The sequence below is a fragment of the Cohaesibacter marisflavi genome (genome assembly GCF_963665895.2).
GTDB classification, from domain to species: Bacteria; Pseudomonadota; Alphaproteobacteria; order Rhizobiales; family Cohaesibacteraceae; genus Cohaesibacter; species Cohaesibacter marisflavi.
In genome coordinates this window covers 4,129,040-4,146,549 of sequence record NZ_OY762534.1, presented here as the reverse complement: position 1 = coordinate 4,146,549, position 17,510 = coordinate 4,129,040, and the positions used below count along the sequence as shown (strand labels likewise).

Annotated in this window: 9 protein-coding genes; all 9 read right to left on the bottom strand. The window is 57.0% G+C overall.

Annotated elements, in window-relative coordinates; translation table 11 throughout:
• Positions 1–247 precede the first annotated feature (247 nt).
• Genes ACKPCT_RS19515 through ACKPCT_RS19475 form a run of 9 tightly spaced genes read right to left on the bottom strand, consistent with a single transcriptional unit; the run spans position 248 to position 17,484 of the window.
• Positions 248–610 carry a hypothetical protein gene (locus ACKPCT_RS19515; protein WP_090075075.1) on the bottom strand — a complete coding sequence of 121 codons (363 nt, stop codon included), beginning with the start codon at positions 608–610 and terminating at the stop codon, positions 248–250.
• Complete coding sequence (locus ACKPCT_RS19510; protein ID WP_319567705.1) at positions 607–2,577, bottom strand: M48 family metalloprotease; 1,971 nt, start codon at positions 2,575–2,577, stop codon at positions 607–609. Before ACKPCT_RS19510 ends, ACKPCT_RS19515 begins: the two co-directional genes overlap by 4 nt.
• The gene (locus ACKPCT_RS19505) at positions 2,564–3,565 is read right to left on the bottom strand and encodes a hypothetical protein (RefSeq protein ID WP_319567704.1); all 1,002 of its coding nucleotides are present in this window, start codon (positions 3,563–3,565) and stop codon (positions 2,564–2,566) included. The genes ACKPCT_RS19510 and ACKPCT_RS19505 overlap by 14 nt, the downstream gene beginning before the upstream one ends.
• Positions 3,558–10,796 carry a hypothetical protein gene (locus tag ACKPCT_RS19500; protein WP_319567703.1) on the bottom strand — a complete coding sequence of 2,413 codons (7,239 nt, stop codon included), beginning with the start codon at positions 10,794–10,796 and terminating at the stop codon, positions 3,558–3,560. The genes ACKPCT_RS19505 and ACKPCT_RS19500 overlap by 8 nt, the downstream gene beginning before the upstream one ends.
• A 1-nt stretch (position 10,797) precedes the next feature.
• Complete coding sequence (locus ACKPCT_RS19495) at positions 10,798–12,096, bottom strand: hypothetical protein (protein WP_319567702.1); 1,299 nt, start codon at positions 12,094–12,096, stop codon at positions 10,798–10,800.
• The gene (locus ACKPCT_RS19490) at positions 12,093–12,587 is read right to left on the bottom strand and encodes a hypothetical protein (RefSeq protein ID WP_319567701.1); all 495 of its coding nucleotides are present in this window, start codon (positions 12,585–12,587) and stop codon (positions 12,093–12,095) included. The genes ACKPCT_RS19495 and ACKPCT_RS19490 overlap by 4 nt, the downstream gene beginning before the upstream one ends.
• The gene (locus ACKPCT_RS19485) at positions 12,580–14,775 is read right to left on the bottom strand and encodes a hypothetical protein (RefSeq protein ID WP_319567700.1); all 2,196 of its coding nucleotides are present in this window, start codon (positions 14,773–14,775) and stop codon (positions 12,580–12,582) included. Before ACKPCT_RS19485 ends, ACKPCT_RS19490 begins: the two co-directional genes overlap by 8 nt.
• A complete protein-coding gene (locus tag ACKPCT_RS19480; protein WP_319567699.1) occupies positions 14,768–16,393 on the bottom strand; it encodes a hypothetical protein in 1,626 nt (541 codons plus the stop codon). The genes ACKPCT_RS19485 and ACKPCT_RS19480 overlap by 8 nt, the downstream gene beginning before the upstream one ends.
• Positions 16,393–17,484, bottom strand: a complete 1,092-nt coding sequence (locus ACKPCT_RS19475) for an AAA family ATPase (RefSeq protein ID WP_319567698.1) — start codon at positions 17,482–17,484, stop codon at positions 16,393–16,395. The genes ACKPCT_RS19480 and ACKPCT_RS19475 overlap by 1 nt, the downstream gene beginning before the upstream one ends.
• Positions 17,485–17,510 lie beyond the last annotated feature (26 nt).

Below are 17,510 nucleotides of genomic sequence, written 5' to 3'. Positions count from 1 at the left end.
GATCAAAGTGGTATTGAAAGCGTCAGAGCAAGGCTAAACCCTCTGCCACGCTCTGGCATTTCAATCTGTCCGGTCTTGCATAAGGAGGAAAAAACGCAAAGATATGACAGCTGTGGATCACAGCTCCATGCCTCCCCTCGGCATATCAATTCGTAAAGGCCACCATCCCCCATAGAGGCCAGAAACACGAGCAGTGAGAAGCACGAACAGCCCGCAAGGCAACAAAAGCCCGATCCGATTTCAAAAGCTACTCTTTATCCACCAGATCATGCAGCTTGTCTTCTGCGGCCTTTTGTATCTTTTTCTTCTCGCTATTGTCAAAATCGCTCTTAACACTCTTCACGGCCTGGAAGGCCATAAAAAGATTGCCGGCTTGCTCGGCCAGATCCAGAGCATCCAGACCATGCTGAACCATATAGTCGACCAGCTGACCGGCATAATTCCACAAGAACAGCAAATCGGCGGGCATGACGCCATCAGCGCGCGCAACACCATAATCTGCACTATCGGCTCCCTCACCAAAATAATCATCATAGCTATCGGCTTCATCGACAGCTTCGGCCATGGCTCTGGTGAGCTCCATTTGGAGCTGTTTAGCATCAATCATCATCGGCCACTCTCCTGTGCCCATCTTGTATCCATTCGCTTTATGGTATCCTGTGCCCAAAATGCAAGCAAGCGCAACAGGAGGTAGCAAGCGGTCGAAATAATCGCAGTGGGCAAAACAGAAGCCCAATGCGCCTGAGAAAAAAGCTGGGGGAAGCGATCAAGGCTCGGCGTGGCATGAACCACTCCCTGCCGCACCCCTCGCATGACATCGGCCTGAGCTAGATAAAATGTGCAGGAAAACAGGAAAAAGAGGAAAGTTTCAATCAGGGAAACAGCCGCGACCACCTTCAGCTTGCGCATGAACAGCAGCAGATACTGATGAAAGAGCAGCGTTAATCCGCCCATTACGATCAGTAACAGCAAACCGCTTTCCAGTATCCTTGCATGAAACAGCCCGAAGCGTAGAAAATAGTTGAGCGGAATAACGCAAAAGATCACCCCGCACACAACGAGCATGAAAAAGCCCACGACTACCCCCGGCAATGAGAGGGAAAACAGGCCAAGCCGTCGTAGCACACGCCCTCTATGCCCCTTGTGCCCCGTGTCTCCCTTCAGCCTTGAAAACGACACCTGCCCCGAAGCCAGATGTCGGATACCCTTCACAGCCCCGCCAATGGCAAAAACAAGGAAGAGTATAGCTCCGGGCAGACCGATCAATTGCGCATTGAAGTTGGAGAAAATCCCCCGATACAGCATCATCACCGAACCGATCAGCCCCGGCCCGCACACTTCCACGGCGGTTACGGCAAGAAAGGTCAAAAACCAGGCCAAACCACTCCGCCGCAAAGGCTTGGCGGGACGCTTGGGCAGCGTGACATAGAGGCAGGCAAAAGCCCCGAGCGCCACTGCATCAAAGCCCAACACCGTCCAGCATAAATCCTTCGGGGCAACCAGCACATACAAGGTGCGGATGCTGAAAAAGAAGCCCCAGAAATAGATCAGCATATCCCGCGCGTGAAGGCTCAGCCCCCGTTGATGCAACGCCCGCTCGAAAGGCGAAATCCCGGTTCTAAGCGCAGAAAAGATGTCCGGTCTGGCAGGCAGGCCGTCAAACCCGTAGGGCGACTCGACCTCTGAGACAAAATGAAACCCGGCAGCATCAGCAAAATATTCCCGCGCCTTGATATAGGAAACAATCATGCCTCTAAAGGAAAGATAGACCCCAGCACTGAAGCTTAGGAAAATCACAATGGAAAGCGGAAGCGTAAGGGAAGGGCCCATGGGGGTCATCGACAGCACCGTTGACCCTATAAGCAGAAGAGGCCCAAACACCATGAGGAACATAAAGGTGAGCAACGCGACAATCACCACGAATGCCGAATTCGCCAGATTGTCCTTGCTGACCGCATGGGCGCATTCATGCACCATGAAAAAGGCCAGACGCTCCTGAACGGCGTCAGAGCGCTTGCCCTTGAGGATGCGGGAGAGATGCCCTCTCGGCGCATAAAACAGCTGGTCGGCTCCGAAAAAGTCAGTACCCGCCTCCCCGTCCTTGCCGACGGGCATGCGAATATCAACGAAATACCCCACCCGACGCAGCAATCGCTCAGCCACGCCCCGCGCAGCAGGATAAAGCAACAGGCTTTCGCCGGAAGGCTTGTCAAACCGGCAGATATGAGCGGCAAACAGCAACAGGCAAAGGAAGAAAAGAAGATGCCATGCAGCAAGATCAAAAGCGGAATTGCCTCTTGCCTGATTGAAGGCATCCACCGCCTTGCCAAGCCATGGCAGCAGCAACAGTGGATTGGCCCCATTGATCAAAAAGCTGAACTGCGCATAGAGAGAGCCAGCCCCTCGGACCATATCGAGCGCCCACAGCATCGATAAGCAAAGCGCAATAAAGGCCGCACCACCCAGCAGTAGAAAGGCAACCATGCTCCAGAGCCGCGCACCGGAAAGAACAAAGGAACGGATGTTCGGATATAGCGGAGCGCGAATAGTCTGGCGCGATGGATTATAAGAGTTCATGCAGTTTAAGAGTCTTACAGACCGGCAGATCGGGGATGAACCGCCTGCCGATGGCGGAAAGAATAAAGGATCGATAGGTCAATAACAAAGGTGCTTTAAAAGTGATTGCAAACACGGGTTTACTCGCGCCATGGTGCGTCATAATGAAAGCCATGGCAACCTGATTTCTGCGACAATGCATGATTTGCAGCATCTCGCTCACCAGAATGGCAACCCGATAGCCGACTTCCTTGAGCCGTTGCTCGGCAACCGCATCTCCCCGCACGCGATCAAGACGATCCAGCGCATCAGAGGGTTGATGGCGGGGCTTGGAAAATTGCCTGTATTTATCGGCAACCTTCAACATCAAAATAAGATTGTCGCTATCTGCGCTCTTGAGCTCGACAAGCTCGATCAACGGGCAAATGCGCTGAAGCAGGGCCTGAAAAGCAGTTTTCACCTCAAGGGAAAAGCGCCCGGCCTCGATTTGTCGACGTAGATGGCCCAGATAAGCCTCATAGGGGCCCTCGGTCTGCTGTTCATCAGAAGCAACCGCTCGCATGCCTTCCCATCGGTCCTGCTCGCCATCCAGCCATTGCGCCATGACTTGCCTGTGAGCATGAATGCGCCTGCCTTGCGAAGCACGCAGGCGGCGCGGTAACCAGGTCTGTCCGGCAACAAAGGCGGCCCATCTGGGCAGCAGCGGCATGTCCCCGACCTGAACCCAGCTTTGGCGATTTCCTTCCTGCTTGGCGGAATAGTCAAACAGATCACGCAAGATACTGTCTGCATCAAGCGCATCAGGCACAGCCTGCAAAGGGTCTCTTTCCCTGTCGAGCCAAAAAGACCATTGCCAGAGCCACTCAAGCCGCTCTTCGCGCCCCGCAAGCAGCGAACTGTCATCAATGCCTTGGCCTTGCAACAAACCCGCCTTGACCTTGCGATCTATCTCGCTGAAGGAAAAGAAGGCATCACCGACAGTCAAGGTGCTGGCAGGGGCTTCATTCATGACGGGCTCCTTGCTCAATGGTGACAGATAGCAGGGCATCCAGATCCGCGGCATAGATCTCGGATGAATCCAATATGACAAAGCGCTCGCCAATCCGTCTCAAGAAGAGAGGCCGGGAAGCAAGCGTTGCAACAGACACTTGCTTGTCGCCGACACGAGCCTCAAGCACCTGATCAGGCCGCGCAACGAGCGAGAGCATGGCCGCAGGGCGCCCCCACAGCTCGAAATTGCTCAGATAGCGCGTGCGGTCTTCCAGTTCGGCGATATCTCCCGCAACAACATTGTCCGCATCTTCGCAGTCAAAGGCCAAGACCTGAGACGACCCATTGTCGCTCACAAAATCTACATAACCACGCCCGCCCATCACCTCAAATTCGCGTAGTTTGCCAACCATTTGGCTACCCAAGCGCGCACGCAAGCCATCAAAGCCTGCGCAGAATGAGGCGGCCTGTCCGCGCAGATCAGAGCGCCCATTGTCAAAGACAGCGCCGATGTCACCGGCCTCATCCAGATACAGCGTTTGCGGATCGCGCGTTAACGCCCATGCGCCCTTCCACGCCAACGTATCCGGATCAAACAGGTTCACCCGTTTCTCGCTGCCAATAGCAATGACAGGAGCCCCTTCAAGATGAGACAAGACAGCATGGCCGCGAGCGACCAGATCACTAAACCGGCCATCGACCAGACGGCGTGTCATCTTGCTGCCATTCAAGCTTGCCGCCGAAATGCGGATGGCATCATCGTCATCCCCTTCGCCGCGGCGATAGGCAAAGTCTCCATCGTCAGCCAACAATGCGTCACAGGCTTCCACCTGATCAAGCTGGCCGTTGGTGCGCCAGCGATAAAAACGGCCATCGCCATCTTCAAGGCAAAGCGAACGGACAGCGGCTCGTCCCCTGTCCAGCACGCGATCAACATCGGCATCGGCGCCAAATGCGCGAATGCTGGCAGCGAGCCCCGCCTCATTGGCCGCTCGCGCTCCATTTTCCGTTTCCCACTGGCCAACAGGTTGCCGAACCCATCCGAGCCCCGTCATCAAGTCGATGTGTTTGGGTTCAATCTTGGCGATCTGCCGAATGGCATCCAGAGCAAAACGCCCAGCTGAAAGGCTGTTCTCTTCCCCATGCCAGCGAAACTGCAACATGCCCTCGCGCCCGGCAGTGCGCCCAATCAGCCAGACGCCTGTCTCTTCATCGCCGACAATACGCCGTGTCTCGAAGGGGTCAGCCTGATCCTGTCGCAAAGCGAAAGGCTCACCGGCTTCTGAACGCGCCAAACGCCCTTGCCACAGGCGCCCATCCTGACAGCGCAACAGCGTTACCGGTCCATCGTCCCCCTCGCCCCCCAGGCTCAGCAGAGACGACCCGTCATTGGCCGTTTGGGCCCGATCAAAACGGCAAGCCGCCTGATCTTCTTTGCCTGTGAGAGCATAAAGTGCAAAATGATCCGGATCGATTGCTCCCCCTTCGGCAACAACAGACGAAAAGCCTTCCGGCGAATAAGCCCAGATCTGCCCTTCGGCAGAAACCAGCCCTTGCCGCTCATCGATGGCCAGTCGCCCTCCGGCAAAGGCAAGCCGCTTCCACTGGTTGCCATCGCGATAGTCAAACGAAACACCACCATCGCCATTGCGCACACGCATCTGCCCCGCTTGATAGGCAATGTGGTCGTCTTCATGTGCCTCAAAGGCCTCGGAGAACTCGTTTGCAGCCACCAGCCCATTGCCATCCCAGCGCCATAGATTGCCAGCCTCGATATAGAGCCCTTCAGGCAATCCCTGTGGCTCACTGACCGAAGGAGCCACCGTTTCAGACTGGCAGAAAAGCGTCACCGCCCCGTCTTCCAGAAAACGGAAACTGCGCCCCCGCTTCCCTTTACCTTCGCTCGTGGCAGGACCAGCAGGCGCAAGCCCGAAAGCCTCATCAAGTGCGGTGAAATTACCATGCCAGCTTTGCGCCAGATTCCCATTGCAGCGGATAATGTCATCAAGCTGATCATGCGGAAAGCGCCCCGATGACGACAGCACAGACGGAGCCCCCAACGGCTGGCCATCCCCATCGGAATAGCGCAACAAAATGCGCCCCTGCTGCCGCTCCCAGTGCCAAAAATCATTGCCACCCAAATCCTCAACCGAGAAATCAGCACCCCGCCCACAAGGAAGAACAGAGCCTTCATCAATCGCCAGACATTGCTCAGACCCGAGCGCATAGATAGGCGCGCGCCCATTGCGATAGGCGCCGATATGCACCACCGCTTCACGCCCGTTACGCGCAGCCGACCCTCGCCCCAGCTCGACAAAACGCTGACTGCTGATCCTGCCGCGATCCACCTTCAAAATCTGCAACCCGACGGGTGACCCGGCATAAAGAACGCCATCGCGGCCATAGAGTGACAAGAAGCGATCCATCGGCATCGGTTCGCCCTGATCCCACGCCACAGGTGTCCAGCCATCTTCAAAACCGGCTATCTCGGTTTTCAGCTCAACAGACGGCTTGCCCGCCACAAAGCGCACGCGCAACCAATCCAGCGATGTTGCGATCCGTTCAATATCGGGATTGTCTTCATAGGCGACGCGCTCAAAGGCCTGCCCGTTCCAGCGGCGGCTAACTGCCCCTCGCCGGTTAATGGCAACAACCTGCCGTTCTCCATCCCGCATGGGCTGCACCGCCAGCCGCAACCCCGAAGGCAGCTCGGCACTGGCATCCACGCTGGCCGAAAGCCCATCAAATCCGGAATATTGGCGCACCCCATCCCCCAGCCGCACCACAAGCCCCTGCGGGGAATAAGCTGCGTCAAACAGGATGTCGCTTTCAAAGCGCAAACCCAGCCGCCGTTCCGCACTCATGGTTCGGGTGGTGGAGCGCGTGATCAGCCGGCCATTCTGATAAAGCCAGATGAGATCCTGATCATAGGCTATCTGACGATCGGCAAAGGGATTGTCAGCCCGTTGCCAACCCATCACATCCAGAACAAGCCACTGGTCACGCCCTTCAAGCGCAAATAACCTGTCCCCAACGCTGGTCAACAAGATCGATTGCCCCGATAGCAGCGGCATGGTGCGGCCAAGATCATGCGCAGACACCAGCCCGACGGGTGTCAGGAACCAGGCCTCCCCATCGGCAAAAGCCACATCGCGCTTCACATCAAAGAAAAACCCGCTGTCCGAGAAGGCATTGTAAATCTGGAGCCCATCCGACCAGTGTGCAGAAGTGATCCCTCCTCCGACTTCGGCCTTTACCTGCAATGCACCAAGCGAGACCTCATACGTGCCATTGGCCTCAACCGGATAAGAATCCTCTGGCCCGACGGAACGCCCATCAGTGAAATAAATCCGCCCCTTGCCAACCGCGCGAATAGCATCCGGCAGTGTCATGCGGCGCCAGCGCACCGTGGGCTCAGCGCCTGTCTGATAGATCCACACACCATACCGGTTCGCAACCATATAGCGCTCAGCATCCAGCATCACGGCACGCCCCGGCGCGGCAAAAGCAAACCGCCCATCGGGCATGGCCTCTGAGGCGGGCAGTGAGAAACGGGTGCCATCCACATCAAGGAAGGAGAAGGCTGCCTTTTCGCGATCCCAACGCACTGAGGCCGTTGCCGCAGCAGGCGCCTTCATCATGCTCAATTGACCGTCAAAGCGTTCGATCTCGCGCGTGCCTGCAGACACAACAACATGCCCCTGCTCCTCACGCAACGTGATTGCGTTCGCATCCCCAGATGAAGCTTCAAGTGGCGTGCATGACGTGAGGCCGTTTTGCCCTCCCCCCCAATAACAAAGGCTGACAGCGCCATCGGCTGATTGTCTGAGCAGTTGGTGATCGGCAAGGACGGTGACCCGTTCCCCTCGCTCGGGCTGATAGGCCAGATGCACCGGTGCGCGCCCTTCTTGCCCAAAGGCTGTCTCGGGGTCGATGATCAACAGCGAAACAGGAAGCGATCCTTCGTCACCATCGGCAATCACAATCTGCCCATTCTGCTCTGAGACAGATCGCACCCCTTGAGCGAAAGGCAGCGCTATCGGCGCGGAAACCCGGGCATTAGGCCGATCCGGCGCTTCGGCAATAACCGCCGCCTGCGCTGTCATATAAAGCCAATTGCCATCAGAAAGACGCACAACATCCTTTATCGCCTCAGGAGCAATGGGCAGGGCATCCATGCTCCACTGATCAAGCGGCATAAGCGGAATGGAGGTGAGCTCAGGGTCTGCAACAGCCCCCAAAGTGCGCCCGTCCTGATAGGTTTCGGTAACAACCAGACCATCCTCTTGCGCCCAGACATCAACGTTGGCGCGGCGGCCTTCCATCGTCGGAAGCACCGCTCTTGCCCATTGCCGCCGGACGCCATCATAGCGCCAGATGCCCTGATCATCTGCAAAATAGAGCGCATTGCCCATCTGCGAAACAGACTGAAAACTCTGCGGGGCCGGTTGTGGCCCTTCAACGGCAGGAATCTGCACAGAGAGTGTGCCATCCTTCCAGATGCGATATTCCCCGTCCGCATAGAGCAGCCCAACCAGATTGTCTGATTTTGAGACGGCCAGTTGATCCGCGCTCAACCGCGTCGTCTCGTTGGTCAGATCTTCATTCGATCGCGAACAGCTATCTGAGATCCTCAGCCGCGCCAGAGGAACAATCCAGGCGTCCTGTTCATTATGCACCACCAGATAATCGTCGATCACCGAAATGCGGGCATTGCGCGGCAAGCTGCTGGCAGACAGCATAAAGCCTACGAAGCGACGATGCACCTGATCTCTCAGCCACAAGGCACCCCCCACCAGCGACACCACCCCGACATCAGGCACCGCAGCCACATCGATGATGTTGTCACCGGCCGGGCCGGGATTGCGATAGTAACAGGAAGGGGGAGCAAGGCCGCCATCCTTGATGGTGTGGCGCGCCAGAAAGGTCACCTCGCCATCATATTGTACGGATGCAATATCCGCGCCCACCTTGCTGGCAGAGAGAACCCGCGCCCCATCAATGGACAGGCTTTCATTGCCGAACCAGGCGTTGCGCCCATCATAGACAATGGGAACAGAACCGGCCAAACCGGCAAACCGCAACGGGCCAGAGGCATCGATCCGAAGGCTCTGCGTGATGCTTCGCTCGGCTGTAGAATAGGTGGTGACGCCGTTTCCAGAAGCCAGAAACAGAGCCTTACCATTGCTCATGGCATCAGAAATCCGAGCGGAGGGAAAGGAGAAGGATTTATCGTTTCCTGTCAAGCGCCTACCGCGTCCCTCTTCAACGATGCTGCCGTTCGATCCCAGAAAATAGAGCGCATCATCCACACGGGCAATTTCGCGAATATCTTCACTGATGGGCATGGAGAGGGTGTCGACAAAGCCGCGTTCGGCAAGAGAATAGACGCTGACCCTGCGGTCCCGCGCCAGATAGGTGAGATCTCCCTCATTGATCACATCCCGCACCGGCCCTCGTTCGTCATCAGCCTCGCCCAAAAGCGCCGTAAGCTGAATGGAATGCCCAACCGCCTTTGCCCGGAAAGGGCGCCCTTCGGCATCAACGAACAACAGAGCATCACCGTCCCTATGTATGGCGCGTGGTTTGGAGGATAGCCAAGAGTGCGCAAGACGCTCAAGCGAAGGCTCAGCATCAGAGCCCGTCAAGCGCCACGCCTCAAGCTCATCACCCGCAAGCCCCCACAGGACGTCCTTACCGCCATAAAGCTGTGTGTCCGCCCCGAACAGCAACCCCGGAGACAGGCGCGCCCGCGGAATGGAACGATAGGAACGCGTTTTGATATCATGCAGAACCAGATAGGAATTGCCGATCATCACGAGACGATCAAAGGCCGATACAGCCCGCTTCATGTTGGCAAGCGGTTCGCGCGCCGCAACACCATCATTGATCATGGCGACCGCATCGTCAGCAATGCGCCAGGTCTGGTTGCTGGCCGTTAGCACCAGAAGTGCGCCTGTTTCATCGCGCGCAAGAGAGGTCACCTTCTCTCCGGCAATCGACCAGAAGGTCATCTCGCCCGATCTTTCAAGCAGGCCTACCTTGCCAGTGGCCGCAAAATAGATGCCATTCACAGAGGGCGCTTCAAGATAGGTCGACACGGCCTCATCCAGCAACTGTTGCCAGTTCCGCCCCACGCGGTCATAGCGATAGATGCCCACTTCTCCCAGCATGAGAATGCTTTTGCCATCTTCAGCCACCAGCGCCCGCGAAAGCCGGGCCTGCGACAGCTCCGGATAGAGCTGCGTTTCCCCGAACAAACGCTGCAAATCTCCGCTGGCTTCATAGCGATAGAGCGACAGACAGGCACCGCCCTCACATGGTTTACTCGCAAGGATCAGAGCATCCTTGTCAAAGACGGTCATATCGAGAATGGTTCCGAGCCCGTCACTGACGAGACCGGAAGAGACCAGCTGTCCATCAGCTCCCAAGGACAGGGCCATAAGCCCTTTTTGCGTGCCTAGCAGGAAATCACCTCCAAAGGCGACCATATGATCAGGCGCTTGGAGCGTCTCATCCCCCAATATAGCCTGTTGATCAGCATGGGAGATGGGCACCCAGATACGCCGAACAAGATCAAACAGCCCCAAACCATCGGCCTTTGTGGCCAACAGCAGCCAGCGCTTGTCTGCGGAAACCGCCGCATCCGCCAGATCATCCTGCTGAACGGCATCACCAGATGCGCCGGTAAAACGCGTGTCCGGCAGCACCGTCCGCCAGCCGGTCTTGTCGCGCACCACCAGCCCACCATCAGCGGAATAGGCAAACAGGCCCGCCTCGTCGGCACAATGGGAAAGCGCCTCTTTGGTCTGGGTCGGGCAGGCCGGAGACATATCAACAAACGTGCTCTCGATCCCTTCTACGCCCTCAAGGCCTTCCTCTTCGTCCCAAACGCCCGTACTCAGATTGACGCTATGCAATAGCCCATTTTCTCTTAAAAGCGACAGCCGGTTGTCACCTTGCTGATAGGACGCCGCAACAAAAGCGCCGGCGCTCTGCGCCTCTTCATCGCGCACATTGCTCGCCAGCCGATCGTCGGCAAGTGGCTGGATCGGATCAGGGTCGAACCAGCCAAAGCGCATATGCCCGTTGGCAAGCAAGATCCCGAAGGCCACCACGCAAACAAGGAAAAGCCCATAGAGTGACAGCAAAATCGCATCAATCCGTCGGCGCAAGGGTACAAGACGTTCAATCGCCCGCCTCTTGGCCTCAATCCTTTGCAGAGTCCGGCTTCGCCACTGGGAAAACATCTTATACCCCTCCCGCAGCCAACCGGCTGCCCGTCAGAGGGTGATAAACAGGACGCTCATCAGGCCAAAGCGCCAGATCGTCAGCAGAAAGGGAAGTCTGATGGCTCCTCTGGTGCAGCAACCGAATGGTTGCCAGCCGCGAGCGACCAATCCACCAGGCCAATGCATCCGCATCCTGCTGATAGTCGCCAGAGAGTCGCAAGGCGTTGTAGGCCCGCTCGATGCTCGAAAGCGCAGTGAGGGAAGCCAAGGCCCAATTCCGGTCAGCAACCGCCAAAAAGGCAAAGGCACAATGGGCCAGAAATTCGGGAATGCGTCCGCTCGCTGGTGGCACGCGCCTCATCTGCTCGATCTGGGCACTGGCTGAAGCGGAGAGTTGATCAAAACCCGCAAGAGCCTGCCAGAGCGCATATTGACAGCTCGATAGAGGACGAGCCGCAACAAAGGCGTCAAGCAGCGCGAATTTCTGGTTTTCTTCCGGACCGAGCGCCTTCATCAGATCGGCAAGATAATCCGCAATGGCCACATCCTGATCTGTGTCGATGTGACTGAGAAAGGCCAGATCGAAAAAGGCTTCCAGCCACCGAGCCTCGGTTTCACCCAGGTTCCCCTCGCCCACATTGACCTCTTTTGCCGGAAACAAGGCACGCGCGCGCATCAGGCGATCTGCCCGCCGCAGCCATGCCACATCCACCTGCCGCCCCGCGAGCACAGCCGCTTCCATCTGTTCAAACTGATGATCAAGGGCGTGCCTGATGACAAGCTCCATATAGTCAGAGCGCAATCCCGGCTTCTGGCTCCAATGCACGACGGTCTGCAGCAGCCCGGCAGACGGTTCGGCCTTGCCAGCAAGACGCAAGCGCAGCAAGCCACTCAAGAACAAAATGATCAATCGATGCAGAGGACGGCTAGGGTCCTTGCCGCTCGTCCACATGCCCACGCCAAACCCGACAAACGCCGCCACCGGCACCCACAAGATGAGGCTCCATGGGAACCACGCCGTCCAGAGCCGCCCTTTCAGTGGCAGCCAGACATCATCATGAAAACGGTAAATGCTGTCAAAAGGCGCAACATCCGGCCAAAGCTTCAACAGGGTAGCGGCACCGAACAGGCAGAGCACCAACAGCACGCCACCAACCCAAAAGAGCCGCCTTGAATGCACGCGCACATAGGGGCTTTGCGCCCCGTCTTGCAACAGAGGCGACAAGGAAGCCGAGCGGCGTTCATCAAAAGGAGGCAAGATTTTATCATCACGCCATCCAATCAACTGGCGCAGACGCTGCACAAGAAAGGAGATCATCCCAGCCCTCCCCGAAAGCGAAGAGAGGCTAACTGCCCGCCCGCTCGATCAGAGAAGGATGCCAGAAGGGTTCGCACGAAATCGATCACATCAGAGGAATAAGCCATGCCCCCGTAAAAGAGAGCGCAGATAGCAAAGAGCATGATGAACGCCCACTTGTAGCGAGACCAAAACATGCGCAGGCGCAGCAGCGTGAAGAAAATCCGCTTGCCAAGCCGCGCCCATCCATAGCGCAGTTTGCTCAACCGCAGCGCCCATTTCTGCCGCCGGAAGCGCTTTCGCACCTCCTTTGTCTGCCCTGCACGCTGGGCGAGAAACCCTTTGATATCGCCTTTGCCCTTTTTGGATGCAGCCTTGATGCGAGCAATGGTCTTGCGCGACCGCTCGATATTGTCCGGAATCTCGGCCAGCCCCTGCTCGAAGGAGTGATCGAACGGCTCCAGCAGCTTCTTATAGTCACCAAGGGATCGAGGTGCGGAAGGCTCAGTCATCAGGCTCAAGCTCCTGCCGCAGATCGTCGATCATATCGTGGATTGCCGCGATATTGCGCTTTGCCGTTTGCATGAAGGCGTCTGAATTCTGATGCTCTGTCCAGATGGCATCCTGAATGCTCCGCCTTGCCTGTTCCAGCTCGGAGAATTTCTCCGGTACCTTCTTGACCATATCTTCATAAGAGGCCGCATTCCGAATGCTCTCGCCAACCAGCGTCTCAAGCGCCACCGAGCGATCACTGAGATCTTCCATGAGGCCAGTAATCTTGGACAGATAGGCCCTTAGCGCATTGACTTCCTCGGCTATGGCCCCAAGCAGCTGTTCACTCTGGGCAGCCAATTGTCTGTCCACGGTGGCGATGTCGGCGTCCAACCGGGCGGACAGATCCGCGTTGGCCGCCTCCAGACGATGCAACCGCTCCTGCCGCCAGCTCTGTTCGGTCACCTCGGAAGCGAAACTCTCTGCGTCGACATAGTGCCCGATCTGCAAAGCATCATTGAGGAACGGAATGACCCGCCGGATGGGCTGGAATGCGCCGCCATCAAGGATCTCGATGCGCATGGCCCCCTGCTCCGTCTGCCCGAAGCAATAGATCGGGCTCTCGAAGGCTTTCGTTTCTTCCAGCGTCTGCTGATCAAACAGGCCACCGAACCCTTGCTTGAGATAAGCATCAATGTCGCTTTGCGTGGCGCGAAAGTTCGGCACCACCACATGCGCCGGTGGCGTAAAGACGAGGCTCCTTGCCTTTTGCGACACGGCAAACTGGGCGAACATCGGATCAACCCGATGGCTTAAGGTGCCCGATTTGAGACGACTTTCCCAAAGAGCAACCGGATAGGCCGGCTCCACGCCCACATCGCGCAACCGGTAGAGCAGGAAATGCACCCCGCGCACGTCGTTCTGGCTGCCACGGAAGGCATAACGCAAATGCCCTGAATCGATGATCTCCAAGCTAAACCGCCTGAGATAATCAATAAAGGCGCTGAGGCCATCAGCGGGAAAGCGCAGCAGGCGCCAGTCTCCCGCCCCTTCACCCAGAATAAGATCCCGCCGGATAGACAGTTCATCAATCTGCTGATCAATTTCCAACAAGAGGTCCGAGCTGTCTTGATAGTTGGGCAACCTCTGAAGACTAAGACGATGCCCCAATGTGCTGGCATGCTCTTCCAGCAGAGAGCGCAAATGCGCCGTTGCATCATCAAGATGGGTGAGCTTGACAAACTCAATGCGCACCGGGCCGCGCGCTACGCCATCCCTCTCCTGAACAACGGCAAGAGGATCGGACATAGTGGCTTGAGCGGAGGATAGAATATCCAGCTTCGGCAAGCCGACCTCAAGGGCATCCAGAGAGGCAAAGCCACTGTCATCACGCATCCAGTCAAGAGCAAGCCCGACGGGCGTCTGGCTTTGCAGATAGCGTGCAACACTGGCCACGATCATGCTGGCGGCCTTGCGCAGCCTTTCTTCCAACAGAACCATCGGCTTGAGCAGCAACAGATTGCCTTCTGCGAGCGTATAGGCCAGACGGACATCGACATTGCTCTCGAACAATTCCTGATGCCTTGCAACGATATCCTGCGCACCGCCCCAATCCGGGCTGATGCCGATTTTCGCAATCGCCAGATGCCCGTCAATCTCCCCGGCACTTTCCGGCACAGCTCTTTCCACACCAAGGCAGGAGAGCGTCATGCCATTGGCCCGCCATTCGATGCGCGCAAAGGCCTTGGCAACCGAGGTGAATTCCCCGACGACACCGAGCACATAGGCGGTTTCTTCCTCAGGGGCAGCCAGTTCCGTGGTGCTGGCTTCGGTCTGAATAAGAAAGCTGCTTTGGCTGGCTGCGATCGCCATGCCGATCAAACCGGCATAGTGTTGCGCAATATCGCCAGTGGATCGCTCTTCAAGCGCCACATTGGAAAGGTCATCAGGCAACCGCCCGCCCCTCTGCGCGATATAGGGGTGACGATTATAGCTCTGATAGAGCATCCCCTCCCAACGCGGATCTTCTTCAGCCCCAACGCTTCGATGATCAGACCGAAAGGCAAGTGTGATCGAGCCATCGCGCTCGGCGCTGATGTCAAACCGGTCCACCATGGCGGTTCCGGTCTTTCCAAACAGATGGGCCAATATGTCCAGCGCCACAGGAGCCGGAAGCCGCGGCAGGGTATAGATTGCAGTTTCAGCCATGCACCTGCTCCCAATAGAATTGAAAGATCGCCACGACCAGATCAGCGGCCAGCTTGTTAAGGGCATCCATGCCAATCGGCTGCCCTTCATCTCCCGGAATGGAAAGAGAAAGAGGTGCCTTCTGGCCATCTTCGAGCTGGAAAATCGCCCCACCGCGCAATTGGGCAGGGCACCCGATGGTCAGGTTGAAGGTTTCCAGTGCTGCCTGCCGTCGCCCTTGCAAAAGGGGAGCTTTGGCCACATGGGCGCGCCGGATAACCACCATCAGAGCGGCACTGAAATCAGGCAGCATATCGCTATCCAGATCGCTGGCTTCAGGCAATAGCGCATCCAGAATGTCGTAGAGTTGCAAATCCTTCGATCCAAGCGTTGGGCGCCGCGCGGCCTCCCCTGTCTGGTGCCCTTCAACCCCGGGCATCATCGAGAGGAAGCCCGGCAGCCAGCCCGCATCGCAAAAAAAGCGATGCAGCTGCGCGCGGTTCGCCGTCAGCGGATTGAGCCCTTGCAAGTGGGAATAGTCCCCCACCCGCATGCGAGAGGAAACAAGGCCCATCTGTCCATGCCATTGCCCGAAGCGGATTTCGCTTTGCAGCAGCTCACTCTGGTAAAAGACGATCCCCATGCGGAACACCGCCTCCAGCCAACAAGCCTTGGCCAGCGCTATCACCGGATCACTTCCGTCATCAATACTGGCTCCGATCAGCACAACCTGTTTCTTCTGATCCAGTGGCGGAGGACGGTGACGCGCAAAGAAGGAGGAATTAAGCAGCTTGTCCGCCAGGAGCGGTGGCGGCAAAACCATCTCCGAGAGCAGCATATCCTCGATATCCTCAACCCGCGAACTGGTGTGAATGCCCACCACCCCTCCCTGCTTGGGATGGGCCAGATGCGCATTCTGCTCATCGGTCAAATCGAAGCTGTCACGCCCGGGATCAAATTTCAGCTTGGGTCTGGGGTCCAGACCATAGATCAACCTGAGCAAGACATCATCATAGACGACACTTGAATAGGCAGCCCCGGACACCATGCCGCTACCATGGCGCACGCGCTGCAATTCGCCCCAAAGCTGATGTGCGGCCCGCTCCCAGAAAAGATGCCATTTATCCGCTTTGTCCGCAGCTTGATCCTCACCAGAAGCACCATCTACCAGAGGCATATCAGGATCACAGACCGTTTGAAACAGCTCGGAAAAACGCGCGCAAAAGGCCTGATAGTCCACCTCGGATACAGGCTCAAGCTCGGCATCAAGACTGAAGAGATAAGTCTCCTCCATCTCCTCCATGATCATCGCGCCAAGGGGCAAAAGACAGACATCATAAAACAGCGCCCGCGAGACATGATCGAACTGGCGCGGATCCTGTTTCATGCTGCGGGTCGCATCCATGGCATCCAGAAGCCGCCGATAGACCGCAAGCCGCACCGGATTGGATACTTCCGGATGATGGGTTGAAAAGCCCTGTGCCACATCCCCGGCAAAGTGCGGCGGCACACCGATATGCCGGTCATGAAACAGGCGGATAACTGCGCGTGTTTGTGCCAGCAGCGCAGGATCATCTTGCCCCGTGCCAGCATGAAGAAAATGCTCTGACTGTACCGCCCCAACCAGATGAACCTGCATTACAATTGGCCCTTGACCAGCAGCGATTGGAGATCATTTTCCTGAAATGGATCGGGCAACCGATCGAGCCCATGCCGGGCCAGCAGCATCAATTCCTGCTCGATATCCATCACTGGCTGCGCCGATCCCTGCTCGGCAGCCCGCATCAGGGCATTGACCAGAAATATCCTTGAAAAGCGCACCATGCGCCGGTTGGACAGCTGCGAAAGGCGCCGTCCGCGGGCATAGTCGGCCACACAGGTAAGGCGCACCAGCATGTCATTGACCTGATCGTCCTGCAGATCGACCAAAAGCGCACCTGATTGGCTCATCGCCCTGAGGTCAGCACGAAAATGGCTTGCCTTTTCAAGAAGCTGCGGGAAGGTTCGGCCCAGATCCTTCGCGTGGCTCTCCTGCCAGCCGGTCTGCATCAAAGCGCCAATGGCATGAGGCTCGGAAGGCACATTGTCCACCCAGCTGCGCAGCAGGAAGCGGTCATAGATCGCCAGCAACTCGGGCCGCTTGGGCGGAAAGTTGGTCGCACCGAACAGGCAGGAAAGCTTAACCTCATAAGACTTGCCCCGATCATGGAATTTGCGTTCGTTGATGAAGGTGAGCAGCGAATTAAGGATCGCGCTCGAAGCATTGAAGACCTCATCCAGAAAGATGATCTCAGCATGCTGCATCATGCCTTCATGCAACCGCTCAAGCCCCACGCTGCGCCCATGCGCGTCGAACAGTTTGCCGATATCGAAAAAGCCGAACAATTCCCCCGGTTCGGTGAAGGGAGTTAGAAGATATTCAAAATAGCGCGGTTCCTGCTGGAATTCCCGCAAGACGCCATCATAGGCGCGGTCGTCCGAGCCGGAGAATTCATCATCCCCCAGCAGCCCGCAAATGTGAGCGAAGGCCCGAATGAGCCGCGATTTTGCCGTGCCCGGAGGCCCGATCAAAAGCATGGATTCTCCCGACGCGACGGCCAGCATCTGACAATGGATCTGATCGGACAGACCGTAGAAGCGATCGTTGAGTGTTTTCTTGATGGTGACCAGATCTGAAAACAGATCACTATGGCGCTCCAGCAATTCGGCCATGACTTTTTGCGAAAACATCAACTCACTCCATAAAACCGCATAGA

Excerpts from the sequence above, each read along its gene's own strand:
- ACKPCT_RS19515 (WP_090075075.1), bottom strand. The coding sequence starts at position 610 with ATGATGATTGATGCTAAACAGCTCCAAATGGAGCTCACCAGAGCCATG.
- ACKPCT_RS19510 (WP_319567705.1), bottom strand. The coding sequence starts at position 2,577 with ATGAACTCTTATAATCCATCGCGCCAGACTATTCGCGCTCCGCTATAT.
- ACKPCT_RS19505 (WP_319567704.1), bottom strand. The coding sequence starts at position 3,565 with ATGAATGAAGCCCCTGCCAGCACCTTGACTGTCGGTGATGCCTTCTTT.
- ACKPCT_RS19500 (WP_319567703.1), bottom strand. The coding sequence starts at position 10,796 with ATGTTTTCCCAGTGGCGAAGCCGGACTCTGCAAAGGATTGAGGCCAAG.
- ACKPCT_RS19495 (WP_319567702.1), bottom strand. The coding sequence starts at position 12,096 with ATGATCTCCTTTCTTGTGCAGCGTCTGCGCCAGTTGATTGGATGGCGT.
- ACKPCT_RS19490 (WP_319567701.1), bottom strand. The coding sequence starts at position 12,587 with ATGACTGAGCCTTCCGCACCTCGATCCCTTGGTGACTATAAGAAGCTG.
- ACKPCT_RS19485 (WP_319567700.1), bottom strand. The coding sequence starts at position 14,775 with ATGGCTGAAACTGCAATCTATACCCTGCCGCGGCTTCCGGCTCCTGTG.
- ACKPCT_RS19480 (WP_319567699.1), bottom strand. The coding sequence starts at position 16,393 with ATGCAGGTTCATCTGGTTGGGGCGGTACAGTCAGAGCATTTTCTTCAT.
- ACKPCT_RS19475 (WP_319567698.1), bottom strand. The coding sequence starts at position 17,484 with ATGTTTTCGCAAAAAGTCATGGCCGAATTGCTGGAGCGCCATAGTGAT.